This is a genomic window from Streptomyces sp. YPW6, from assembly GCF_018866325.1.
Lineage (GTDB): Bacteria > Actinomycetota > Actinomycetes > Streptomycetales > Streptomycetaceae > Streptomyces.
The window spans coordinates 7,418,437-7,440,797 of the sequence record NZ_CP076457.1 but is presented as its reverse complement, the minus strand read 5'-3'; the positions used below and the strand labels follow the sequence as shown (position 1 = coordinate 7,440,797).

At 69.9% G+C, this 22,361-nt stretch carries 23 protein-coding genes and 3 pseudogenes; 23 read left to right on the top strand and 3 right to left on the bottom strand.

Annotation, left to right across the window (positions count from 1 at the left end):
- Positions 1-68: 68 nt before the first annotated feature.
- Positions 69-815: a DNA methyltransferase gene (locus KME66_RS32635; protein ID WP_096632833.1), complete on the bottom strand. Its 747-nt coding sequence runs from the start codon at positions 813-815 to the stop codon at positions 69-71.
- A gap of 578 nt (positions 816-1,393) precedes the next feature.
- Here KME66_RS32635 and KME66_RS32630 point away from each other — a divergent pair.
- From KME66_RS32630 to KME66_RS32600, 7 genes are all read left to right on the top strand, one after another.
- Positions 1,394-2,521, top strand: coding sequence for a C40 family peptidase (locus KME66_RS32630; RefSeq protein ID WP_216328707.1), 1,128 nt, complete (start codon positions 1,394-1,396; stop codon positions 2,519-2,521).
- Between the two features lie 90 nt (positions 2,522-2,611).
- Positions 2,612-2,920 (top strand): DUF6112 family protein, encoded by a 309-nt coding sequence (locus KME66_RS32625; RefSeq protein WP_030578070.1) that lies wholly within the window; start codon positions 2,612-2,614, stop codon positions 2,918-2,920.
- On the top strand, positions 2,920-3,606 hold the full coding sequence (locus KME66_RS32620) for a hypothetical protein (protein ID WP_216328705.1): 687 nt from the start codon (positions 2,920-2,922) through the stop codon (positions 3,604-3,606). Before KME66_RS32625 ends, KME66_RS32620 begins: the two co-directional genes overlap by 1 nt.
- Before the next feature lie 27 nt (positions 3,607-3,633).
- Complete coding sequence (locus tag KME66_RS32615) at positions 3,634-5,016, top strand: type IV secretion system protein (RefSeq protein ID WP_216328703.1); 1,383 nt, start codon at positions 3,634-3,636, stop codon at positions 5,014-5,016.
- Between the two features lie 144 nt (positions 5,017-5,160).
- Complete coding sequence (locus KME66_RS32610; protein ID WP_216328701.1) at positions 5,161-6,633, top strand: SCO6880 family protein; 1,473 nt, start codon at positions 5,161-5,163, stop codon at positions 6,631-6,633.
- A gap of 37 nt (positions 6,634-6,670) precedes the next feature.
- Positions 6,671-7,123 (top strand): DUF6238 family protein, encoded by a 453-nt coding sequence (locus tag KME66_RS32605; protein WP_216328699.1) that lies wholly within the window; start codon positions 6,671-6,673, stop codon positions 7,121-7,123.
- A gap of 25 nt (positions 7,124-7,148) precedes the next feature.
- The gene (locus KME66_RS32600) at positions 7,149-8,654 is read left to right on the top strand and encodes an ATP-binding protein (protein ID WP_216328697.1); all 1,506 of its coding nucleotides are present in this window, start codon (positions 7,149-7,151) and stop codon (positions 8,652-8,654) included.
- 220 nt (positions 8,655-8,874) lie between these two features.
- Here the strand turns inward: KME66_RS32600 and KME66_RS32595 are convergent, their stop codons facing one another.
- Positions 8,875-9,285: an Imm10 family immunity protein gene (locus KME66_RS32595; RefSeq protein ID WP_216328695.1), complete on the bottom strand. Its 411-nt coding sequence runs from the start codon at positions 9,283-9,285 to the stop codon at positions 8,875-8,877.
- A 202-nt stretch (positions 9,286-9,487) separates the two neighbouring features.
- On the opposite strand from KME66_RS32595, the gene KME66_RS32590 reads away from it, so the two are divergent.
- Positions 9,488-10,075 (top strand): Imm21 family immunity protein, encoded by a 588-nt coding sequence (locus KME66_RS32590; RefSeq protein ID WP_216328693.1) that lies wholly within the window; start codon positions 9,488-9,490, stop codon positions 10,073-10,075.
- 47 nt (positions 10,076-10,122) lie between these two features.
- Here KME66_RS32590 and KME66_RS32585 read toward each other — a convergent pair whose 3' ends face one another.
- A complete protein-coding gene (locus KME66_RS32585; RefSeq protein WP_216328691.1) occupies positions 10,123-10,290 on the bottom strand; it encodes a hypothetical protein in 168 nt (55 codons plus the stop codon).
- A 427-nt stretch (positions 10,291-10,717) separates the two neighbouring features.
- Here KME66_RS32585 and KME66_RS32580 point away from each other — a divergent pair, with 427 nt between their 5' ends.
- From KME66_RS32580 to KME66_RS32515, 15 genes and pseudogenes are all read left to right on the top strand, one after another.
- The gene (locus KME66_RS32580) at positions 10,718-11,485 is read left to right on the top strand and encodes a hypothetical protein (RefSeq protein ID WP_216328689.1); all 768 of its coding nucleotides are present in this window, start codon (positions 10,718-10,720) and stop codon (positions 11,483-11,485) included.
- A 26-nt stretch (positions 11,486-11,511) separates the two neighbouring features.
- Positions 11,512-12,009, top strand: a complete 498-nt coding sequence (locus tag KME66_RS32575) for a hypothetical protein (RefSeq protein WP_216328686.1) — start codon at positions 11,512-11,514, stop codon at positions 12,007-12,009.
- A gap of 203 nt (positions 12,010-12,212) precedes the next feature.
- A complete protein-coding gene (locus KME66_RS34300) occupies positions 12,213-13,487 on the top strand; it encodes a hypothetical protein (protein WP_253208540.1) in 1,275 nt (424 codons plus the stop codon).
- Positions 13,488-13,674: 187 nt separating this feature from the next.
- Positions 13,675-15,460 (top strand): annotated as a pseudogene (locus tag KME66_RS32560) (type IV secretory system conjugative DNA transfer family protein).
- A gap of 228 nt (positions 15,461-15,688) precedes the next feature.
- Entirely contained in the window at positions 15,689-15,946 is a 258-nt protein-coding gene (locus KME66_RS32555; RefSeq protein ID WP_253208539.1) for a hypothetical protein, read from the top strand.
- Positions 15,943-17,112: a DnaB-like helicase N-terminal domain-containing protein gene (locus KME66_RS32550; protein ID WP_216328682.1), complete on the top strand. Its 1,170-nt coding sequence runs from the start codon at positions 15,943-15,945 to the stop codon at positions 17,110-17,112. Before KME66_RS32555 ends, KME66_RS32550 begins: the two co-directional genes overlap by 4 nt.
- A 39-nt stretch (positions 17,113-17,151) precedes the next feature.
- Entirely contained in the window at positions 17,152-17,733 is a 582-nt protein-coding gene (locus KME66_RS32545; protein ID WP_216328679.1) for a hypothetical protein, read from the top strand.
- A 1-nt stretch (position 17,734) separates the two neighbouring features.
- Positions 17,735-17,917: pseudogene (locus KME66_RS34295) on the top strand (DNA cytosine methyltransferase); the annotation flags it as partial.
- Positions 17,918-18,038: 121 nt separating this feature from the next.
- Positions 18,039-18,263, top strand: a pseudogene (locus KME66_RS34290) (DNA cytosine methyltransferase); the annotation flags it as partial.
- 441 nt (positions 18,264-18,704) lie between these two features.
- Entirely contained in the window at positions 18,705-18,935 is a 231-nt protein-coding gene (locus KME66_RS34285) for a hypothetical protein (protein WP_253208538.1), read from the top strand.
- A gap of 93 nt (positions 18,936-19,028) precedes the next feature.
- On the top strand, positions 19,029-19,628 hold the full coding sequence (locus tag KME66_RS32535; protein ID WP_216328677.1) for a DUF4913 domain-containing protein: 600 nt from the start codon (positions 19,029-19,031) through the stop codon (positions 19,626-19,628).
- Complete coding sequence (locus tag KME66_RS32530; protein ID WP_216328675.1) at positions 19,625-20,392, top strand: glycosyl hydrolase; 768 nt, start codon at positions 19,625-19,627, stop codon at positions 20,390-20,392. Before KME66_RS32535 ends, KME66_RS32530 begins: the two co-directional genes overlap by 4 nt.
- The gene (locus KME66_RS32525; RefSeq protein WP_216328674.1) at positions 20,389-20,859 is read left to right on the top strand and encodes a hypothetical protein; all 471 of its coding nucleotides are present in this window, start codon (positions 20,389-20,391) and stop codon (positions 20,857-20,859) included. The genes KME66_RS32530 and KME66_RS32525 overlap by 4 nt, the downstream gene beginning before the upstream one ends.
- Entirely contained in the window at positions 20,856-21,524 is a 669-nt protein-coding gene (locus KME66_RS32520; RefSeq protein WP_216328672.1) for a hypothetical protein, read from the top strand. The genes KME66_RS32525 and KME66_RS32520 overlap by 4 nt, the downstream gene beginning before the upstream one ends.
- Positions 21,521-22,345, top strand: a complete 825-nt coding sequence (locus KME66_RS32515) for a large ATP-binding protein (RefSeq protein WP_216328670.1) — start codon at positions 21,521-21,523, stop codon at positions 22,343-22,345. Before KME66_RS32520 ends, KME66_RS32515 begins: the two co-directional genes overlap by 4 nt.
- Positions 22,346-22,361 lie beyond the last annotated feature (16 nt).

Below are 22,361 nucleotides of genomic sequence, written 5' to 3'. Positions count from 1 at the left end.
TTCTCGATGCTCCAGCCGCCCTTCGGCGTCTGCGGCCCGTTGGCCCCGGGCGCTCTTCGCTCTCATGATCATGCCTCCGGTCCGGCCAGGGCGACGTCGTCCTGGGTCAGCTCGGCGCGGAGCCGCTGCTCAGCCACGTCGGCGTAGTGAGAGGACAGTTCGACGCCCACGAAGCGGCGGCCTTCGCGCAGGGCCGCGACGCCCGTGGAGCCGCTGCCGGTGAACGGGTCGAGCACCGTTCCGCCTTCGCGGCAGATCTGTACGAGCTGCTGCATGACCTCGACCGGCTTCTGGGTGATGTGCACCCGGCCCTTGCGCGGCTGGGACGCGATGAAGTGGCCGGGCAGGTACAGGTCCCGGCCCTTGGCGAGACTGCCCTTGACTCCCCAGGTGATGAATTCGGCGGACTGCTTGAACCCGCCCTTGCGGGGCCGGCTGGCGGGCTTGATCCACGGGATCGTTCCGCTCCAGGTCCACCCCGCCATCTGGAGGGCGTCGGACGTCGTCGGTTCCTGGCGCCAGTCCGAGAAGACGACGGCGACCGCGTGCTCGGTCGATGCCCGGTATGCCTCGGTCATCAGCTCGGTCAGCCAGGAGCGGTACGAGCGCTGATCACGGTTCTCGCCGGGGAAGGTGGCGAGGTCGTGCGCCGAGTTGCTGGTGACGTACTTCGCTCGCGCCGTACGGCCGGTGCGCTCGGAGCTGGTTCGGCCGCCGCTGTTGTACGGGGGGTCGGTGATGACGGCGTCGACGCTCTCGTCCGGGAGGGTCTTCATCACGGTGAGGGCGTCGCCTCGGTGCAGCGTGTAGCTCATGTGGAGGGCCTCTTTCAGGGCATGACGGGGCTGTTCCCGCTCCGGATCATGCTCAACGGCGTGCATCTCGGGCGGGGTTGTGCCGGAGGTTAGCCGTGATCTCCGGCCGGGCCCAACGAGGTGTGCCGTGCTGCGGCCCCGGGTCCGGGAGGCGTTTGGTGCGGCCGGATTTCCGGTCTACTGTCTCGCCGTGTCACCGGGACGAAGCCTCGCTTCACCCCTGCTGACCTGTGCTTATCCGTGTTGTCTCGTCCTATCGAGCACCCCGGGGCGGCACGCTTCCCCCTCGTTCCACTCGTTGTCAGGAGGCCAGGTGTACCGCCTGAGATTACGAGCGCGGCTGGCTGCCGCGCTTGACCGGAGACCGGCGTCCGGGAGCTACCAACTCCCCTGATCCGGGCCCGCCCTGAGAGGCGGACGCACATCGGCGCGGTGCCGACGGCTTTGCACGAGAAGTCGGCACCGCGCCTCCTACGAACATGAGGAGCCGCTGCGATGCAGCATGCCCTGATACGCCCACACCCCTCCACGCCCACGTCGTACGACGTACCCCGCCCCGCTGCTGACCGGCGGTCGCGATGAGGAAGGCCCTGGGAGCCGTCGCCGGTCTCTGCGCCACCGGATCCCTGCTGGCCCTCCCGCTTCTCGGCTACGCCGCCAGCAACGCCTCGGCGGCCACCTGCCCCGTCGGCGGTGAGCAGTCGGTGGACAGTGCGGCCGTCGCCAAGCAGGTGAAGGCGATTCTGAACGGGGGCGAAAAGGACTCGGTGTCCGTGCCGGGTATGGACGCGCCCGCCGAGCAGATCCCGCACGCCAAGACCATCCAGGCCACCGGCGTCGCGATGAACGTCCCTCCCCGGGGGCAGGTCGTTGCCCTGGCCACCGCTCTGCAGGAGAGCGGCCTGCGGAACTTGAACTACGGCGACCGTGACTCGTTGGGGCTTTTCCAGCAGCGCCCGTCCCAGGGCTGGGGCTCGGCGACCGAGGTCCTCGACCCGGTCCACGCGAGCACCAAGTTCTACGAGGGGCTCAAGAAGGTCTCGGGCTGGGAATCCCTGTCCGTGACCCAGGCCGCCCAGGCAGTGCAGCTGAGCGGTTTCCCCGAGGCGTACGCGAAGTGGGAGCCGCTGGCGACCGCTCTGCAGCGCGCGATCGAGCCGCTGCTCGCGAAGGGCGACGATGCGTCGTCCGTTCCTTCCGGCCCCGGTGGAGTTCCGGCCGCTGCGGGGGGCTGTACGACCGGTGCGGACGGGACCGACTTCGGCACCATCCCGCCCGGATCGGTACCCGACGAGTACCAGATCCCGGCGGACGCTCCGGCCAAGGTCCAGACGGCGATCCGCTGGGCTCTAGGCCAGCTCGACACCCCGTACCAGTGGGGTGGGAGCTGCGCCGACTCGCACGGCAAGGACCCGATGGGCCGGTGCGACTGCTCGTCCTTGATGCAGGGCGCCTACAAGGCCGCCGGGGTCTCGCTCACGCGGACGACCTACACGCAGGTCAAGGAAGGCAAGCCGGTAGCGGTCGGCTCCGTACGGGCGGGGGACCTCCTGTTCACCGAGGGGTCCGCCGCCACGCCGGAGCACGTCGGCATGGCGATTGGCCACGGGCTAATCGTGCACGCGCCGAAGACCGGTGACATCGTGCGCATCACGACCCTCGCCTCCTGGAAGCCGCAGATCCTCGCGGCCCGCCGCGTCGTCTGACCCGGCCTCTCCCTCCCCTCTTCTTCTCCTTTCGCGTCGTCGCTCCACCTCTCAGGCTTCGGCGTGCACTAAATCAAACTGGAGTTCGCTATGTATCTGGCCGACAAGGTCATCCAGCTCGCCTACGACCCCGGCATCAAGCCGAACGAGGGCGGACTTCCCGGCCTGTCCGTCCTCAAGCAGGTGATGGGCTCCATCAACTTGTTCGGGCTCGTGGCCATCGTCGGCGCGCTCGCCGTCAGTGCGGGCGTCTGGGCCTGGGGCCATCACAGCGGTGGACACCAGGCGGAGGCGAACGGGAAGAAGGGCGTGCTGGTCAGCTCTGGAGCGGCCCTCCTGCTCGGGGCGGCGAATGGGATCGTCGCCTTCTTCAGCACGTTGGGAACGCAGGTCCGCTGATGCCTGCCCACTCCTCCAACCCCGGCGACGCATCTCGCGTGCGCCGCCGGGCGCTGCTCGGCACCGCCGTCCTAGTGGTGCTCGTCGCCCTCGCCGGCCTGCTCGCCTTCCTCACACGCGACGCCAGGGGCCCCTCCACGCCCGCACCACACAGCAGTTCGGCGACACCGCGTCCTTCCGGCGCGGCACCGTCGGCCTCGCCGCCTCCGCAGGAGAATCACCGGGCTCTGCCTCGCCCGCCGAAGACGCACGACCCGATCGCCTACGGGAAGGCGGCGGCAGCGGCGCTGTGGTCGTACGACACCCGGGCCTACTCCCAGCAGGCGCTGCTGTCCGCGCTGCGCGGGTGGATGACCGGAGAGAAGAAGTACGTCGACACCGCCTCGGTCGCCAAGCTCGTCCCGTCGCCCGTGCTCTGGGAGCAGATGGCGGACAACGGTCAGCGCGCCAAGGGGGTTGTGAACGAGGGGCACTTCCCCGACTCGTTCACCCGGGCTCTCCAGGACGACCCCGGAGCGATTACGCAGACCTACCTGTACGCCGTGACGGTCTCCGGCAAGCAATCGATTGCGTGGAAGGGCTCCCCGGCCGGAGGCGCGGAGAGCCGCGTCACCACCCTCGCGGTCCAGTGCCGCCCCTCCTCTCCCTGCACGCTGGCCGGTGTTCTGCCGGCCGTCGCGCCCTGACCCCACCCTCAGAAAGGAGGTATCGCCATGGGAGTCTGCGACTTTCCGCTGATGGACAAGGTCTGCGGAGCCGTCGATTTCGCCAGCAACCCGGCCGGGGCCGTCACCGACGGCATCGGGGCGTGGATCGCGAAGTCCGCGGGCGAACTCGCCGCGAGCGCGGCGGATCTCGCCGCCGACGCCGTGAACTCGACCACCGCGATCGACCTCAACGCGCAGTGGTTCAGGACCAACTACGAGCTATTGCTTCCGATCGGCCTCGCGCTCACCGTCGGCTTCTTCTGCATCGCCTTGGTGTCCGCCGCCTGGAGGCGGGACGAGCGCGCCCTGGCGCAGGCTGCGGTCGGCACGATGACCGGGGTCCTGTTCAGCTTCTGCGCCGTCGCCTTCACATCCGTCGCGATCACGGTCGTCGACGTGCTGTCCGACGGCCTGTTCCAAGCCGCGAACACCTCGGTGGACGACGCCATCCGCCGCATCATCAACGTGCAGCAACTCGGAGCGATGTACGGCCTGGGCTGGGGCGTCCCGTCCTTGGTCGCCTTCGGCTGTGCCATCGGCGCATTCATGTACTGGTGCGTCATGGTTGCGCGGAAGGTCGGCGTGCTGATCCTCGTCTCCCTGGCAGTCTTCGCCGGGGCGGGCGGCGGCTGGGAGGTTGCGAAGCGCTGGCGTCGCGGCTGGATCGAGGCCACCGCAACGCTCGTCGTCTCCAAGCTCCTGATGACCGTGGTCTTCCTCATCGGCGTCTCGGCGATGGGCAAGGCCGATTCGCAGGACGGCATGGCCGCTCTCTCCGACGCACTGGCCGGACTCGTCGTCATGATCTTGGTGTTGCTCTGCCCCTACGCGACGTACAAGTTCATTCACTGGGCCAGCGACGGCGGCGGCAACGACGATCTGCACCGCACCGGCGTCGCCGGAGTGGCGGTTGCCGCAGGCGCCGCGAAGACGGCCGGCACCCTCGCGATGCAGGCCGGCACCGGCACCCCCGCCCCGCAGGGGCCCAGCGAGGTTCCCGGCGCGGGGAGCGACGGTGTCACCTCCGGCATCAACCCCACCGGCGGGAACCTGAGCAAGGAGGGCATCGACTCCGGACCGCCGAAGGCACGGACGAACTTCCGGTACGGCGAAGACCCGGACGCCACCGGTGACAAGGGACGAGCCCTCATCCAGCGGCCCGGCATCCCACCGCTGATCAACCGCCCCGGCGGCACCGAAGCCGCCGAAGGCGAGGACGGCTCCGCAGCCCAGCCCGCTGCAGTGCCGATTCCGGGCGGGAGGATGCCGCGCGTCGGCTCGGCGTCCCCGGGCGGCCCCGGGTCTCCGCCCCCGACCGGCACCGGTCCATCGCCCACCGGGTCCGACACGAACTGGGTCTTCCCGACCCGGCCGCCGTCCGGATCCTGACCCGCCACGAGTACGGGGGCGGGCTGCCACCCAGCAGTCCGCCCCCGCCTCCCCCGATCGCCACCGAAGGAGCCCTGCCATGTCGTCCAGAAGAGCGCCGCGCCCTCCGCCCTGCCGCACTCGCACCCACTGTCTGGACCCGCCATGTCTGCCCGATCCCAGGCCGAAACCGTCACGGCCACCGTCAAGTTCCCGCACCGCAGTCGCCGAGGCGTACTGCTCGGCCTGACCGTCCCCCAGCTCATCGTCGCCGGGCTCACCGGGCTGCTGCTACTCGCCGTGATCATGACCCGTGGCGTCGTCGGCGCGCTCCAACTCATCCCGCTGTGGAGCGCCATCGCCCTGCTCGTGTTCGTCCGCAAGCGCGGTCGGTCCCTGGCCGACTGGACGCCGATCGTCCTCCGGTACGCGCTGCGCCGGATGCGGGGCCAGTTGATCTGGCTCGCCCGCCCGTCCCGACGTCCCGTACGCGAGGGGCACCTCAATCTGCCGGGCACCTCCGCGAGCCTGCGTGTCGTCACCGCGCCCGACCGGCGGTACGGCGCCGTGCACGACCCCCACACCGGTTCGCTGACCGCCGTCGTCAAGGTCTCCTCCCGCGCCTACGCGCTCCTGGACCCGGGCATGCAGAACGCGAACGTCGCCGGGTGGGGCCGGGCGCTCGCCGCGCTCGCCCGTACCGGGCACGTCGCCCGCATCCAGGTCGTTGAGCGTACGGTCCCCGACAGCGGGGACGCCCTTCGCCGGTACTGGGAGGAACACGGCCGGCCCGACACCCCGCTCGCGGGTGCGATCTACACCGAGCTGATCCAGAGCGCGGGCCCCGCCGCCGCGCCGCACGAGGCGTACGTCGCCATCAGCCTGGACGCCAAGGCCGCGCGGCGGCTGATCAACCGGGCTGGCGGCGGTCTCACCGGCAGCTTCAGCGTTCTGGCCCAGCTGACGTCGACCTTCGAACAGGCCGCGCGGACCGCCGGTCTCAACCCCACCGGCTGGCTCACTGCTCGTGAGATAGCGGCCGTCGTGCGCACGGCTTACGACCCCAAGGCCCTTCCCGCGCTGGACCGCTGGTCCGCCTCCGGCCGGCCCGAGGCCGAGCCCGCTGCCGCCGGCCCGGTCGTGGTCGTGGAGAAGGGCGACCACATCGTCTCCGACTCCGCGTTCCACTCCACCTACTGGGTGGAGAACTGGCCCCGCACCGCCGTCGGAGCCGGGTTCCTGCACCAGCTCCTGTTCACGGCGGGCGTTCGCCGCACTCTCTCGCTCGCCTACGAGCCGGTGAGCGTGGACGCTGCCCTGCGCGATATCCAGCGCAAGAAGGCGAGCGTGGTCGCGGACGCCGCCGAGCGCGCGCGGCGTGGCCAGGTGGAATCCGAGGCGGACGCGATCGAGTACCAGGACATCCAGGCGCGTGAGCGTCAGCTCATCGCCGGTCATGCGGATGTGGCTCTGACGGGTCTGCTGACCGTATCCGCCGACTCCGAAGAGGAGCTGCGTACCGACTGCGCGGTGGTGGAAACCGCGGCGGTCGGTGCCGGACTCGACCTGCGTCCGCTCACCTGGCAGCAGGCCAGCGCCTTCACCGCTGCTGCGATGCCGCTCGCGCTCGCGGCCTGACGCCCGCACCTTCACCGCGTCCGGAAAGAGCACCCTCATGTCCCGCACCACTTCCCCGTCCGCGCAGGACTTCGTACCCTTCGCCACCGCCGCGCTCGACTTCCACCGAGCGCTCAACCTCCCCGCCGGCCCGCTCGTCGCGTCCCGGGAGGAGTTGGACGCCCTGCACGCCCACCTCGTCTCCCTGCACGGGCTGCTCGACGCGCACACCTCACGCACCGGTCCCCTCGTACCGGTCGAAGGCGATCACCTCCACGGTGCGCGCACCCGCATCTGGCAGGCCGCCGACCACATCCACCGCGCCTACCACGCTTCCCCCCGGCCCGGCTCCGGCGACCTTCCCACCCGGGAAGCGTGCCGCCCCGGCCTGCCCGAAGGCGCTCCGGAACTCACCATCTGCCAGCGCCACCAGCGCACCGCCCGCCTGGTACGGCGCCACTCCACCCCCGCTGACCTGCGCGCGCCGTTCACCGGCCTGATCCGCCACTGACCACTCGCCCTCTGGAGAAACGCTCATGCCTAGGACCCGCGCCAGCGCCTCCCACCTGTTCGTCCCCCGCAAGGCGTCGCGCGCCCAACAGCGCGCAGCTCGCGCCGGGTTCGCCGCCGCCCGCCGCCAGGCACAACTGGCCGGGGCACCGCCCAAGCACCGCAAGGAGGCCGCCCTCGACCCGGAGCTGCGGCCGGTCTACCCGGCGTCCGGACGCCCCGGACCTGCCTCGGCGCGCGGCGGCAAGCTGCGGCTGCCCGCTCACCGGATGACGACCGCCACGGTCAGCGGGGCCTATCCGTTCCTTGCCGAGGGCGGTCTCGGCTCGTCCGGGATCTTCATCGGCAGGGACGTGCACGCGGAGGCCACGTTCTGTTACGACCCTTTCGCCCTGTACACCAGCGGGCGGATCGAGGGCTTCACCAACCCCAACGCCGTGCTCGCGGGAATCATCGGCATGGGAAAGTCGGCGCTGGCGAAGTCGATCGCGACGCGGGCCGTCGCCCACGGGTACAAGATCTATGTGCCCAGCGACCCGAAGGGTGAATGGTCGAACGTGGCGCAGGCTCTCGGCGGCCACACCATCGCCCTGGGACCGGGGCTCCCCGGACGTCTTAATCCTCTGGATGCCCCGGCGCGGCCCGCGTCGGTGACCGAAGAGGACTGGTCCGCCGAAGTACGCAAACGGCGTCTCGCGCTGCTGGCCAGTCTTGCCCGCACCGTGCTGAACCGCGATCTGCTGCCGATGGAGCACACGGCTCTCGACCTCGGCCTGGACCTGGTCGTCGCCGAGGCCAAGGTCCGCGGCACGGTGCCGCTCCTCGGCGACATCGCCGATGTCATGGGCTCGCCGGACCGCCTCGACCGCGGCTTCGTCAGCCCAGCCGGCGGGATGGGTCACGCAGCTCAGGACCTTGCCCACGCCCTGCGTCGGCTCGTGCACGGCGACCTCAGCGGGATGTTCGACGCCCCCTCGACCGTCGCCTTCGACCCGACGACGCCGATGCTCTCGATCGACCTCTCCCGGCTCGGTAACTCAGGCGACGACACCGGCCTGGTGCTGGCGATGACCTGCGCCAGCGCATGGATGGAGTCCGCTCTCGCAGACCCTGCCGGCGGACGACGCTGGGTGATCTACGACGAAGGATGGCGCGTCCTGAAGCACATCGCGCTGCTGGAACGGATGCAGAGCCAGTGGAAGCTCAGCCGAGGGCTCGGCATCGCGAACTTGCTGGTCATACACAGGCTTTCCGACCTGCTCAGCGCGGGCGACGCCGGATCGCGCGGCCGGGTACTGGCCGAGGGGCTCCTCGCGGACTGCAGCACACGCATCATCTACCGGCAGGAGAGCGATCAACTGGCGGCAGCGGCATCGCTGCTGGGGCTGACCGGAGTGGAGACCCAGGCCGTCTCCTCCCTTACCAAGGGCAGGGGCCTGTGGAAGGTCGCCGGACGAAGCTTCGTCACCCAACACCTCCTCCACCCTTCCGAACGCGAACTCTTCGACACTGACGCCCGCATGGCCGCCTAAGCCCGTGGGTTCGTCATTTCTGAAGCGTCAAGTGGGAGGAACCCAGGGGGTGGATGGTCCGTGTCGAGGCACCTGCTCATATGTCATCGATGGGCTTGTCTTCGACGGCATGGTTTGGCCCCATCAGAACGGTTTCAGGTGGCCCCAGTTTTGGGCTATTTGGGTGATCGGCTCAAGCAGTGTCACGGAGGAACGGTTTGGGCTGGCCCCACCCCTCTCGTCAGACTGCCAGCCTCGTGGGTACGGCATCTGCCCGCCCGTAGGCGAGCACTTTGGCAAGGATCTCGCGGAACCGGGCCACGTCTTCGGCCGGCGCCTCCAGGACGGCCTCGATCTCACCGTCGTCCAGCCGAAGGCTGTCCAGCGCCTCGGGATCCAGCGAGATGCGGAGGACGTCGCCGTCCAGGACGGCCTCGCGCACGCATCCATAGGCCGTGCCCTGATCTGCGGTGACGAGACAGTGCGTGTCCAATCCCAGCGCGACTTCCTGGTCGTCGGGCTCCTCCTCACCCGCCATGAACATCATGATGAAGCCGCTGCCGTCCTCGCCCTCCGCGAGAGCGGCTTCGGTGAAGTAGCCGTCAGGATCGATCTCCGTGGTGGCGACGCGAGCGGTGAATCGGTACGTCATGACGAAGTTGTATCAAGGCGGTCGGACAGGGCTTCCAGGAGGGGCGTCGAGGTCATCACAGCCAAGGTGGGGCCACTCCAAACCGTTCTTCAGCAGGGGCCCGACGACACCGTCGCAGCGGGGCCAAAAGAGACCGTCCTAGACGAAGGGCTGGACCGCAGCTCGGCGCGGCATTGTCAGCGGCCGGGGGGACACTGGCGCCATGAATACCCCCTCGTTCACCTCATCCGGTTCAGCCGAGACTCCCCCCACCTGGGTCGAGTCGATGGGCGGCCCTCTGATAGCCATCCCCGTTTCCGGACTGGTTGGGTGGGGCGGCTGCACGATGTCGGGGATGGTCATCAGCGACGGGGCTGTCGCGGACGACTACGACCGTGCCTGCGAGGTCGATGGTCTGGCTGGAGTGGTTGGTGTTGGTGGGCAGGGTGTGCTCGGGCTCGTGCTGGCGGACGAACCTGCCATGACCTGCTATCTGCCGGAACACCAAGCGTTCGTCCGCTGGCTTGGAGCGAACTCCGAGGCCGATCTGATTGCCGCGGCCCAGGCTGTCCTCACGGACCCTGCTGTCGAGTGGGAGGAGTGTGGCGTCTGGGAGACGGACGGGCCGGCGGTACTGATGGACTCCGCCACCGATGGAGCCGAGTTGGACGTCGAGTACCCCGGTGGAGGGATGCCGGATCAGGCCCCGGTTTCGATACCGCCTGGTCGCTGGACGGTCCGCGCGGTCCACACCTCGGTAGGCGAGGAAACGTCAGTGGGCCTGGTCCAGCTTCTTCCGGCCTCCGTCTAGCGGCTTCGGAAGTACTGACCGCAGCAGATCAGGCAACGCTTCTTGGATCAGCTCGGACTCGTCCGGTCCTCGCTTCGCGGGTCGACAACTGGCTGACCGGTCAGGTCGAGGGCATCCAGTCCGGTGGTGTAGCGCATGGCGCCTGCGACGGTGAGCCCGAAGAGATCGCAGATGCGTCGTACGTCGCCGCAGCGGGTCGTGGAGATCCTCGACACGACGGCCGAGTGGTGGGAAGGGTTCGGCGAACCAGCCGATCACCGCTACGCACAGCGTCTGCGTACCATCGCTGAGAGCCTCGACTCCTACGCGATCGAGCTGCGCGCGATACGCGGCGATCTGGCCGACCGCCATGCCGTGCACCCCAGGAAGAACCGGGTCCGCGAGAACCAGGTCGCTGCGTCGACGCCTGCGCCACCACGGGTACGTGCTGCTCTCGCGCCCTCGCCGACGGCTGCGCAGCGTTGTGCTTCCTCGGCGCTCCCTGCCACGGCGGCGGGCGTTCGTCCCGTACCTCCGGCCCGCTCCTCGTCCGCCCCCGGTCGCTGATCGCCCCCCCCTTCTCGGAGTCCTACGTGCCTCGTACCACCAGAACCATCCCGGACCTGGCCCCTGCCCTGCACGCCCACACCGGATGGATCAGCCATGCCCACCCATTACCAATCACTTCCCGATGTCGCCTTCGGTCACCACCCTGACCACGGCATCGTCGCCGCGAACCCGAAGCAACTCGTCTCCACCGCGTGGATGTTGGCTCGGTTCGACTTCCACCCCGTACCGGACCAGCCGACGCTGTACGCACTGGCTGATCAACAGCGTGACGGACCGGGGCGTACCTCCCGGGCAGTCGCGCTGCTGCGCGAGGCCGGCTACCAGGTCGACGTGGACGCCGCATACGACCCCTCGCTGGCCTCCCGTGCGAATTCCACCCGTGACCGGGCCCCGCGCACAGATCCCGAGGTGGCGTTCGCCGAGCATCCGCAGCTCGGCATCGTTGCGGCCACCAGCGACCACTCCTCGGCGCTCGGCGGCCAGCTCATCCTGGAGGAGCACGGCTGGCGGCTGGACCCGAATCTGGACATCTACACGCTGCCCGTCACCGCCGACCGCACCGAGTCCGTGCAGAAGGTCGCCAGCGCCACGGTGGCGATGCAGCGGTCCGGTCTCCAGGTCGCTGTTCATCCCCGCCTCGCCAACGACGCGGCGCCGCGCCGCGCTCCCGCGCCCACGAGCGCCGAGCGCCTCCTCCCCGGTCAGGGTGCCACGCCCAACAAATCTCGCAACGCCGCCGCGCTCGCAGCGAGCCCAGCGCGCTCGGGCCTCCGGGACAAGGCGCCGACTCCCGCCGCCGCTGCCTCCGGAGCTTCGGGTCGCCCCGTCGACCCGCGCATCGCGTTCTCCCGAGATCGCTAACTCACCTTCCATAAGGAGCAGTTCTCATGGCCGTGAAGACCATCTGGCCCAACACCCACTCGTGCGGCCACCACACCGAGCGCGACCTGTCCGGCCGGGCAGCCGATCGCCGCGCGGGCTTCGCCGAATGGCTCGCCAAGCAGGAGTGCACGGACTGCTGGCGGGCCGCCAAGGAGGGGGACGAGCAGGACAAGGCGGCCTGGCTGGAGACCAAGCGAGCCGAAGAGCAGGCCGAGTCGGAAGCCTGGTCGGAGCAGTACCGGATGCCTCCGCTGGAGGGGACCGAGCGGGCCGTCGCCTGGGGCGTGCGCTGTCGTCACCAGGTCCTCGCCGCTGCCTACACCGCCCTGGTACTCGAAGGGGAAACCGATGAGAGGGAGTGGGAGGCGATCGAGGAGGCCGCGCGCTTCGTCACTCGCGCCGGTTGGTGGATCGACCAGCGCTCCTCCGAGCCCGGAGACCTCGCCGAGCTGCTCCAGGCCGCCAGCGAGGCGGACCGGCCGACGGAGAACCCTCACTTCTGACGGCCCCGCCACCGCTCCTCGCCACGTACCAGCGGAAGCCGGGCGCACTCGAACGTGTCGCCTCACGTGGCCCCGACGCTCGGGATAGGCGGCGGCATTTACCAGCGAACTCCGGCCGGTCCAAATCGCGGATTCTGCGGATCCTCTTCGTCTGACGGACCGAACGCCCGGCTCGTGTCCACTACTCCTTCGAGGTAGACGCCGTGATCGCTCACCTGCAGCGTGCCAGCAACACCGTGGGGCTGCTCTCGTACCTGTACGGTCCCGGCGAACGTGGCGACCACGTCAGCCCTCGGCTGATCGCGGGCGAAGGCCACGGAGCCCCGATCGAACTGCTTGCCGAGCCCGGCTCGCTGCCCTACTTGGCGCACGCCCTCGACGCACCCGTCGAACGGCTCGGTACTCGTGTACCCGCGCAGCCGACGTGGATCTGCTCGGTTCGCTCCGATCCTCGGCAGCCGGACCTCACCGACTCGCAGTGGGCCGCTGTCGCCCGGCGGTTGGTGGACGTCACCGGGATCGCTCCGGAAGGTGATCCGGATGCCTGTCGGTGGATCGCCGTACGTAACCGGCCACGGCAGGTGCACGTCGTGGCCACCATCGCTCGCGAGGACGGAAGCCTGCACAACGGTTATCGCGACGCCTTCCGTCTGCAATCCGCGTGCCATCTTCTCGCCGCCAAGCTGGGCCACCTGCCCATCGCTCCGCAATCGACGCCCCGCACCCAGGAGACCCGCATGCCTTCTCCCTCCATCACCATCACCGCCGAGCCCAGCGGCAGCGTCTCGGCCAAGGGCGCCAGCGACGACCTGTCCGCCACGCTCCTCAAGCACGCCGGCTTCCAGCAGATCGACGACTGGAACGGCCGACGTCACCGCCTCCCCACCACTACCCCGACCGATGACCGGGCGGCCATCGCCACCCACGCTGCCGAGATGCTCCGCGCCGCTCGCTACGGTGTCGACCTCGACCCTGCCCTGGACACCACCAAGGCGTTCACCTCGGCGAATCCGCTCGGGCCCTACGCCGCCGGGGCGGAACTCCTCCGGCTCACCGAACAGATCAGGTCTGCCGAGACCGGCGCCGACCTGAAGCAGGCTCTTGACCACCTCCTTGATCCCGAGCACGGCGCGCTGGAGCGCATCCGGGAGGCGCTGGAGGCGGCAGGGGAGCAGATCACCGATCTCGACGATGAGGCGTTCCAGCTCGCCGACCGGTTCGGCTTCGCCGAGGACTTCGTCCACTCGGCCATGTCGGAACTCGTGGATTCGGACGACGAGTTGCTCGGTGTCGGCCGTCCGCAACAGCCCTCGGACCAGGCGCAGACGCGCTCTCGATGGCTCCCCCAATTCCGGGGCGCCGCCGTCGCCGCTTCACCTGCAGCGGCCAAGGCTCAGGTCTCCGCGTCTCCCGACTCTCGATCGACGCAGCCCAGCGCGGCTGGCATCCCGCCGCGCGCGCCAGGCCCTCGACTGTGACTCAGGTCGTCCTGGCCGGCGTCGAGACCAGTGCCCCGGCGCCCGCCACGCCGCCCCCGTCCATTGCACGGCCTGCCGGCCACCAGCGCTGAGACGTTCCCCTCCGGCCGTCAAGGAGCAGACCCGTGAACGACACGAGAGCCGAGCGCGCCCCGCCGTCGCCCGCTCGCACCCTCAAGGAACCGCCGTGCCCCCACGTACCAGTGCGCCCTCGACCACCACTGGGTCGGACGCGCTCCTCTACCTCCTCTTCGGCGTCCTCGGCGCCGCCATATCCTTCGGCTCCCTCGCCTGGCTGACCGGCAACGTCACCAACTCCCTTGTCGGCAGCGGACCGTGGATCCCGTTCCGCGCGACGGACGCCCTGCTGCACCCCGAGATGCTGTGGCCGACCCTGAGCACCACAGCGCTGCTGGTCGGCGTGCGCCTCGTCCCCGGCCTGATCACTCTGGCCCTGGCCACCACCGGCCTCGTGCTGTGGATGCGCTGGCGCTCCGGCTCCAGGACCGGCCTCGCCCGCAAGGGCGAGCTGGCACCGCTGCTGGACAAGGAGAGCACCGCGAAGGCGAAGAGTCTCCGGCCCTCCCTCAGCGACCGGGAGCGTAAAAGAGGTCGCGCCCGCCGACCGCGGCATCCTGCTCGGCACCCTCGACCCCGGTCGCGCCGAGGTCCGGGCCTCCTGGGAGGACGTGATCGTCGCGATCATGGCCCCGCGCAGCGGGAAGACGTCCGGACTGGCGATCCCCGCGATTCTCTCGGCTCCCGGCCCGGTCCTGCTCACCAGTAACAAGGCCGCGAACGACGCCTTCACCGCGACGGTGGACGCCCGCGCCGAGGTCGGCACGGTCTGGGTCCTCGATCCGCAGCAGATCGCTCACCATCCGCGCGAGATGTGGTGGGACATCCTGGCCGACGCCCGCGACCTGGCTGGGGCGAAACGCTTGGCCGGGCACTTCGTCTCCGCGAGCGTGGACGAGTCGTCGGGCTCCGACTTCTGGTCCACCGCCGCGAGCAACACCCTCGGCGCGCTGTTCCTGGCCGCCGCCAGCCACCGGCGGCCGATCACCGACGTCCTGGCCTGGCTCGCCACCCCGGCCGACCGCACCCCGGTGGACCTGCTCACCGACGCCGGCCACGACGCGGTCGCCGCCCAGCTCCAGGGCACCGTCTCCGGCGCAACCGAAACCCGCGATGGCATCTTTGAGACCGCGAGGCAGTACGCGAGCTGCCTGCTCGACCCCGACGTCGCCGCCTGGGTCACCCCGAACGAGGACCTCCCCGAGTTCAAGCCCTTCGCCTTCGCCACGTCTCGCGACACGCTGTACCTCCTCAGCAAGGACGGCGGCGGCAGCGCGAGCGCGATCATCGCGGCGGCGGCCGACGCCGTCATGCGCGCGGCGGTCATCGTCGCCGAGCGCTCCGGCGGGCGACTCGACCCGCCTGCTCTGTGCGTGCTCGACGAGGCCGCGAACGTCTGCCGTATATCCGATCTCCCGGATCTCTACAGCCACTTGGGCAGCCGGGGCGTGATCCCGATGACGATCTTGCAGAGTTATCGGCAGGGCCAGCTGTGCTGGGGCGAGGCCGGGATGGACGCCCTGTACTCCGCCGCCACCGTCAAGATCATCGGTTCGGGCATTGATGACGCCGACTTCGCCGACCGTCTCAGCCGGCAGGTCGGTGACCACGACGTCCAGACCACCTCGGTGTCGACCAGCGAGGGTGGCAAGTCCACCTCGGTGAGCATGCGCACCGAGCGGATCCTGCCGCCCGACGCGATCCGCGCCCTCCCGAAGGGCAAGGTGCTGCTGCTGGCCACCGGGATCCGGGTCGCCATGCTCAACCTCAAGCCCTGGTACAAGGAGCCCTCCGCCAAGGTCGTCGGGCCGGCCTCCGCCCGTGCTACGAAGGCGATCACCGAGCGAGCCCTCGCCAAGGCCATCGGCCACGACGACTTCGAGCTGTCGGCATGATCGCCCCCGTCCCCGAGGCGCTGCTGCATCGCAGCCGGCGGCCTCTGGATCAGGCACCGATCGACCGGGGCACTGTCCACGAGCGGTCGGGGCGACGGTCGACGTCTTCGACGCCGTCGCGGACGCCACCCCGGAGAACGGCAAGCCGGACCGCTGTTCCCTGCCGATCCGGCGCCCTCGTCCAGGCAGTCGGGCGCCCCCCACCTCTCCGCGTTCAGGAGTCCCATCGTGTCCCCGCGCAGTAACTCATCCTCCGTGCCCTTCTCCGTGCCTCGCTCCGGACGGCTCGCCGGGTCGCCGGCCGTACGGCGTGACGGCAAGTGGTGCCTAGTCGTCGGTTCGGGTTCGGTCATCGCTACCGATCCGGCCTTCACCAGCGAACTGGACCGCTTCGCCGCGTTGATGGCCGCCGCCAACCAGTCGGTCGCCGTACTGCGCACCGCGCCGGGCGATCCGCCGGCTTCTCGTAGCCGAGGGCGACGATGAACCCGCTGTTGCGGGCGGAGCAGGCAGTCCTCGGCTCGGTACTGCTCGACCCGAACCAGCTCGCGCACCTGGACTGGCTCGCGCCCGATCACTTCGACCGTCCGGTTCACCGGGCGCTGTTCGCCGCGCTGCGGAAGCTCCGAAACGACGGTCACCCGGCGGCAGCGGCTGATGGACCGGTGCCTCTGTCGTGGGTGACCGACTCCGTCGTCGAGGCAGACCGTCATGTCCGAGGGGTGACCGCGGTGTACGCCCACACTCTGGTCTCGGCCTGCCCGCGTCCCGAGCATGCTCCGGTGTACGGCCGCATGGTGCTGGAGGGGGCGATCCACCGGACCGTTGCCGAGCACGCGATCCGTCTCCACCAGGCGGCTCGGGCCGACGTCCTGCGGGGAGAGGTCGAGGGTGCGCTGCGGTCGGCGGATGTCCTGGCCGGGGTGCTCACCGATCTCGCGCGGCGCTGGGGTACCGAACCGCGTCCGGTCGCGCCGCCCGCCCCGCCGACCACCGTTCCGACCACGCCGACGGTTCAGGCCGACCAGGTTGCCGAGGACGAGCGTTTCCTGCTCGCCGTCCTCGCCGAGCAGCCGAAGGGCATGGAGGAGGTGGTGGGCTGGTTGCGGCCGGGGGACTTCGCCGACCCGGGCAACGGGCGGCTCTACCGGTGTCTCGGTGCCCTGCACCACCGGGGCGAGCCCATCGACCGGATCACCCTGCTCTGGGAAGCCCAGCGGCGGGGCCTCCTGGCGGACGGCACGATGTCGGGCGAGCACCTGACCGCGATCTGCGACGGCGTAGGCCCCGGCAGCGCGGAATGGCTGGGTGAACGGGTCATGCGGTCCTCCGTGACCCGCACCGCAGCCGCTTCCGCGCGCGCCGTCCGAGCCTTGGCCCAGGACGAGGCCCTGGGCCCCGGGCCACTGATCAACCACGCGCTCTACGTACTCGGTCCGCTCGACGAGGTGCGCACCCGCTGGCAGTTGGCGACCGGCGACCCGCCTCCGGCGCCGAAGACCCCAGCTTCTTCGGACAACGTGCCTCGCCCCGCCCAGGTGGAGGCCGCCCTCGCCCGCAGCTCACCGAGCCTCCCCTCGCCACCCTCGGCACTCTCCCGAGGTGCGCCCAGGTCCGCCGCCGTACGACCACGGTCCCTCGGCCCCAGCTGAAGCCTTCCCCACGTCACTCCTTCTCCACTGGAACTCACCGTGAACACCACCCCCGTATCCGACGCCCGCGCCCTGCGCACCGCAGCCGAGAACTTCGACGCCCTACGCGGCAAGCTCCCCTTCCCCGGAGATCCTCACCGCGGACCGGACAGCGTGTCGGTCGCCAAGCAGATCTCGGAACTCGGTAAGAGGATCACTGCCCTGGGCGACGAGATCCTCATCCGCACCGTGTCTCCGGACCTGGACGCCCACACGGCCAGGGTCATCAGCGACTTCGCCGCCGCTGTAGAACCCGCCGGGGAGGTGGCATCCGCGCTCGGCTCGGTGGCCCACCAGCTCTCCTTCCTGGAGCGAACCGAGCACATGCGCGACCAGCCCGACGCGATGGATGCGCGCGAATCGGCCACGCTGGTGATAGGTGACGCGCTCGGTCTGGCGGACGCATCCCTCCGGGACGCCTCCTACTCCCTTTACGCTGCGGCAGCAGCGGCGTCGCCTCCGCCCCGGCAGCTCCGGGCCGCCCTCAGCCGGTCCACAACCGCAGCCCCGCTTCCCGCCGCAGCGCCCTCCACCGTTCCACCGGCTGCTGCTGCCCTGAGCCGGACCACACGGGGGCGGTGACATGCGGACCACCATCGTGCGCCCTCCGCTCATCGGGTCGCTCTGCTCGGGGTACGGGGGGCTGGACCTGGGCGTGCAGTCCGCCCTCGGCGGGACGCTGGCCTGGCACGCCGAGGTTGATCCGAACGCCTCGCGCATCCTGGCCCGCCACTGGCCGGGCATCCCGAATCTGGGCGACATCACGGCCGTCGACTGGTCCCTCGTTCCCCGGGTGTGTGTCCTGACGGCCGGTTTCCCCTGTCAAAGACGTCTCCGTTGCCGGCCGCCGGGCCGGTCTCAACGCCCAGACCCGCTCCGGGCTCTGGCTGCACGTCGCGCGTGCGGTCAAGGCCCTCCGACCCTGCCTGGTTGTGATCGAGAATGTGCGCGGCCTCCTCACCTCCCCCGCCGGTTCCCCTGGCGACGTGGAATTCTGCCCGTGGTGTCTGGGAGACACCGCAGGTCAGCCTCCTCTGCGAGCACTCGGTGCCGTACTCGGATCCCTGGCCGACCTCGGGTACGACGCGAAGTGGCTCGTGCTTCGTGCCTCCGACGTCGGGGCCCCGCACCGCCGAGAACGGACCTTCCTCGCCGCCTGGCCCACCGGAGCCCTTGCTGAAAACGCCGACCAGCAACATCGGCAAGAACGGCGGCTCCCAGCACCCGTCGAAGAGGAAGATCGGCGGCCACGGGCCGAACTTGGCCGACGAGGTCGAGTGGCTCCTACTGCCGACCCCGAAGGCGTCGGACGGGATCAAGGGCTCGCCGAACCAGCGGCACGGCAACGGGGACGTGACCCTGCCCAGTGCGGCAGCGTCGCTGCTGCCCACGCCGAGGGCCAGCGACACGGGGACTCCGGGCCGCCGCCCGGGGAAGGGGTGGCGTCCTCCCCTGTCGGCGGTGGTCCTGCCGCTCTGGACGGAGGAGTCGACGGAGTCCGCGGAGCGGACCGGCGATGGGGGCCGTATGCAGCAGCGATCACCCGATGGGAGATGCTCACCCGTCCCGTCCCCGAGCCCACCGACGCGGCCGGACGACTCCGCGCCGACTTCGTGGAATGGATGCAGGGCCTCGACGACGGCTGGGTCACCGCCACGCCGGGACTCGGACGACCGGCGCAGCTCACCGCGCTCGGCAACGGCGTCGTCCCTCAACAAGCCGCCCGTGCCTTGCAGTTGCTGGCGCCGCCCTTCCCTCGTTGTCCTTGCTGCGCGGGCGGGTAGCGCCCCACTACCGGACTTTTCCGGCCGCGCCAAACCGCGGATTCTCCGGATCCTCTCGGGCATGTCGCCGTCTCACAGATGGAGCACGCCCCGATGTCCGACACCAGCCCGACCACCCCCAGCCCCGAGCCGTTCCGCATCCCCGACGGGGATCTCGACGACCTTGCCAGCACCCTCGCCAAGACCATGGCCGAGGTCAGGCAGCACGGCGCCCTCCTCGACCGCCTCGGCTCCGACCCCGTACCCGTTGCCAGCCAGCACACGGATGACGTTCCGGAAGCCGAGGCGGCCGACGCCGCGCAGGCGGAGGGCCCCGCCTCGGTGTTCATCCTCGCCCTGGGCGGGGAAGCGTACGCCGCCGAACTCACCGCACTCAGCGACTGGGTGAACTACCTCTTCCTCCCCGTCTACGGCCGAGAGATCAGCTCCTCCCGTCCGTGGTGCGCGCGGTGGGACGAACACCCGGAGGCCGTCGCCCGGCTGCACGCGCTCTGGCTCGCGTGGCAGCAGCTCACTGATACCGAGGCCGGCCTGTCCGGCCCCTCGACCTGGCACCGCGACCACCTGGACCAAACCCTGGCGCACCTGCGTGCGCCCGACGGCCCCTTCGCCGCGTGTACGACGAGCCCGACCCGGCCGAACCACCGAGTGCTGGTCACCCCGGCGCCCGAACAGTCGGGAGCGACGGAATGAGCACGGAACTCGACTTTCACCTCGACGATCTTGCACCCGCCGACGCTGACTCCGAGTACGCGGAGCAGCAGTTCTGGTCAGGCGACCTGACGGTCCTGACCGAGCACCACACCGCTCCTCACGGCGCACACTCCTACGTCGTCGCTCACGACGGGTCGGTCACGTGGGGTGTCCCCGGCGAGCCGCAGGTAGCCGCGATCAAGGTGGCGCGGGATCTCAGCCTCAACACGTTCACCATGGAGACGGCCTACCACGCCACGGTCCCCTTCGCCCAGAACTGGTTGATCGAGCACGGCTGCCCACCCGAGCAGATAACCGAAGTAGGCGCCGGATTCTCCACTCCCGCCGACGATCTCACCGTTCGTATCGAGACACAGATCCGGGAGTCAGGCACGCGGTACGAGGTCATCGAGAGCCAGACCTCGGACGACGACCCGTGCGAAGCATGGACGTTGACCCGTGACAGTCAGGCCGCTCAGGCACCTGTTCGCCTCTTCCTCGAAGAGGGGGACTCCAACGCCCACACGTACACGCTGCGCGAGGGCACCTTCCCCGATGAGGAGACCGCTCTCCGCTGGCTGGACGACCGCAGCACCCCGCTGCCGCAGCCACCGGACCACCTCGGTGAAACTGCCGCCCTCCGGACCCGTGCCGCCCTCGCCCGCTCGGCCGGCAGCTCCGAGATACCGAAGACCGCCCCTGGAGCCCACCAGTCCGCGGCAGCCGTACCGGTACAGCGTTCGGTACAGGGGAGGCTGCTGTGAGCGCACGCTTCGCCTTCGCGGCGCATCCCGACGCCATTGAGGATCTGCGGAACCTCCCCGATCGCATCCGTGATCTGGCGCTGCTGGAGCTACAGAACCTGGTCCACGGAAGCAACGACTGCCTACCCCTGAAGGGGCGTCTCGCCGGATACCACAAGGTGTACGTGGATCCGTCCGTCGCCTACCGGATGGTCATCCAGTTCCGCCCGGCCCCGCCCAGCTCGAACCACAAGCGCGAGGTCTACCTCGTTGCCGCCGGAAGCCGGAAGGACTACGCGGTCTACCGCTCCGCTCACCTCCGTACCGGCCCTGAGCGAGGTACCGAGGCGGACTCCCGTACGGCGGCCCGGGTGCAGGCCGCCCGCGCCCGCTCGCCCCTTGCGAACCAGTCGGCGGCTGCTCCGTCGACCTCTCCAGCAGCAGTCCAGTCTCCGGCCGCTGCCTCTCGAAAGGCTCCCCAGCGATGACCCCCGATCACGCCCCGCTCACGCGTGCCGAACTGGCGAGCCTGCTCACCGATGCTGCGCACCGCGTCTCCGGGATCCTCACCGCCGACTATCCGACGGCCGCCAGCCGCTCCTACCTGCATCCCGTACTCGGTGCTCTGTCCGCCGGGCCCCAGGTGATCTGCGAGCTGAACGACCGGCTCGAAGAGTTCGTGGCCGACGATCCGCTCCCCACGACACCGGCAGGTCTCTTCACCCTGGCCTCCTACGCCTCCGCCCTGGGATGGCTCACCGAGTCCCTGGCCGAGCTGACCGCTTCGGTCGACCGGATCTGCACGCGCGTCGGCATACCCACGGAACCACCGGACTCCGCCTTCTCCGCCCCGGCCAGCATGAAGCAGGGCCATGACTTCGACTTCAGTTTCAGCGCGCTGGAGTTGGAGGCGATCCGTACTGCGGCCGACGCCGCCGGTCTCGCGCCGGACGACTACGTCGAGGTGCTCTCCGAGTCCTTGCTCGCTGCCTCCCGGATCACCGACGCCTGCATGGAAATCTCCGGCGGCCTTCTCGAAGACGCCACGTACGTCCTCGACAAGGTGACTGACCACGTCCGGCTCGGCGACGGTCCCGACAGCCTTCCCACCCTGGTCCGCTCCCTGCTCGCCCGGATGGAGACGGCCAAGTGAACCCCTACGACCCGAACACCGAGCCCGGTACGCACTTCGTCGCCGACGCGCTCGGTATCTCGAACGTCAACATGCTCAACACCACGTATCGTCCTGCCGATCCGCTATACCGAGCCTCGACTCGGGTGATCACGTCCGCGTACGAGCTGAACGAGCAGCACGACCGAGTGACGGATGCGGCCAGGGATGCCTTCCCGCTCCTCGAATCCATCGGGCGCGGCGAACTCGGCAGGGCCCGCACTTCGTACGCGTTCCTGCGGACATCGATCCCGACGCTCGGAGAACTCCTCACCAAGCAGGATCGGGCCTACGACCAGCTCATCGAGGCCGTCTCCGCGTACCAGCGCCTTCTCCCCGATCCGGATACCGAGCCCTCGGCGACGAAGACCCACGAAGAGAACCGGGAACAGCGTGCCGGCCGGGACGACGACTGGGCGATAGAGGTGAAGCGCCAGCTCAGGGCTCTCGAAGTGGTCGAACTTGGCGATCTACGCCTGTGCCGAACCGCGCTCGGCGAGGAGCCCTTCCTCTCTGACGGGACGGGCCGACGTCCCCAGGTGCTGCCCTCGACCGTCCGGCGGATGATCGCCGACGGGCTACTGCACCAGGACACCAGCGAGAGCCCGTACCGGCTGGGGCAACTCCTCTCGCTCACGTCCCGCGGCGAGGCCGCTCTTGGTGCGGCTCGTACGGCGACGTCGCGTGTGGCCGCTGCCCTCGGCCGCAGCGGTGCCCCGGCGAACCTTGGCCGCCCTGCCCACCCAGCTGCAGCCCCCTCCGCCGGTATCTCCGGCACGGCTTCCCACCCCCGCTCCCGATGACCCCTACCGGAGAGAA

Excerpts from the sequence above, each read along its gene's own strand:
- KME66_RS32605 (WP_216328699.1), top strand. The coding sequence starts at position 6,671 with ATGTCCCGCACCACTTCCCCGTCCGCGCAGGACTTCGTACCCTTCGCC.
- KME66_RS32535 (WP_216328677.1), top strand. The coding sequence starts at position 19,029 with ATGTCCGACACCAGCCCGACCACCCCCAGCCCCGAGCCGTTCCGCATC.
- KME66_RS32595 (WP_216328695.1), bottom strand. The coding sequence starts at position 9,285 with ATGACGTACCGATTCACCGCTCGCGTCGCCACCACGGAGATCGATCCT.
- KME66_RS32600 (WP_216328697.1), top strand. The coding sequence starts at position 7,149 with ATGCCTAGGACCCGCGCCAGCGCCTCCCACCTGTTCGTCCCCCGCAAG.
- KME66_RS32580 (WP_216328689.1), top strand. The coding sequence starts at position 10,718 with ATGCCCACCCATTACCAATCACTTCCCGATGTCGCCTTCGGTCACCAC.
- KME66_RS32620 (WP_216328705.1), top strand. The coding sequence starts at position 2,920 with ATGCCTGCCCACTCCTCCAACCCCGGCGACGCATCTCGCGTGCGCCGC.
- KME66_RS32530 (WP_216328675.1), top strand. The coding sequence starts at position 19,625 with ATGAGCACGGAACTCGACTTTCACCTCGACGATCTTGCACCCGCCGAC.
- KME66_RS32590 (WP_216328693.1), top strand. The coding sequence starts at position 9,488 with ATGAATACCCCCTCGTTCACCTCATCCGGTTCAGCCGAGACTCCCCCC.
- KME66_RS32635 (WP_096632833.1), bottom strand. The coding sequence starts at position 815 with ATGAGCTACACGCTGCACCGAGGCGACGCCCTCACCGTGATGAAGACC.
- KME66_RS34285 (WP_253208538.1), top strand. The coding sequence starts at position 18,705 with ATGCTCACCCGTCCCGTCCCCGAGCCCACCGACGCGGCCGGACGACTC.
- KME66_RS32615 (WP_216328703.1), top strand. The coding sequence starts at position 3,634 with ATGGGAGTCTGCGACTTTCCGCTGATGGACAAGGTCTGCGGAGCCGTC.
- KME66_RS32550 (WP_216328682.1), top strand. The coding sequence starts at position 15,943 with ATGAACCCGCTGTTGCGGGCGGAGCAGGCAGTCCTCGGCTCGGTACTG.
- KME66_RS32610 (WP_216328701.1), top strand. The coding sequence starts at position 5,161 with ATGTCTGCCCGATCCCAGGCCGAAACCGTCACGGCCACCGTCAAGTTC.
- KME66_RS32625 (WP_030578070.1), top strand. The coding sequence starts at position 2,612 with ATGTATCTGGCCGACAAGGTCATCCAGCTCGCCTACGACCCCGGCATC.
- KME66_RS32630 (WP_216328707.1), top strand. The coding sequence starts at position 1,394 with ATGAGGAAGGCCCTGGGAGCCGTCGCCGGTCTCTGCGCCACCGGATCC.
- KME66_RS32520 (WP_216328672.1), top strand. The coding sequence starts at position 20,856 with ATGACCCCCGATCACGCCCCGCTCACGCGTGCCGAACTGGCGAGCCTG.
- KME66_RS32575 (WP_216328686.1), top strand. The coding sequence starts at position 11,512 with ATGGCCGTGAAGACCATCTGGCCCAACACCCACTCGTGCGGCCACCAC.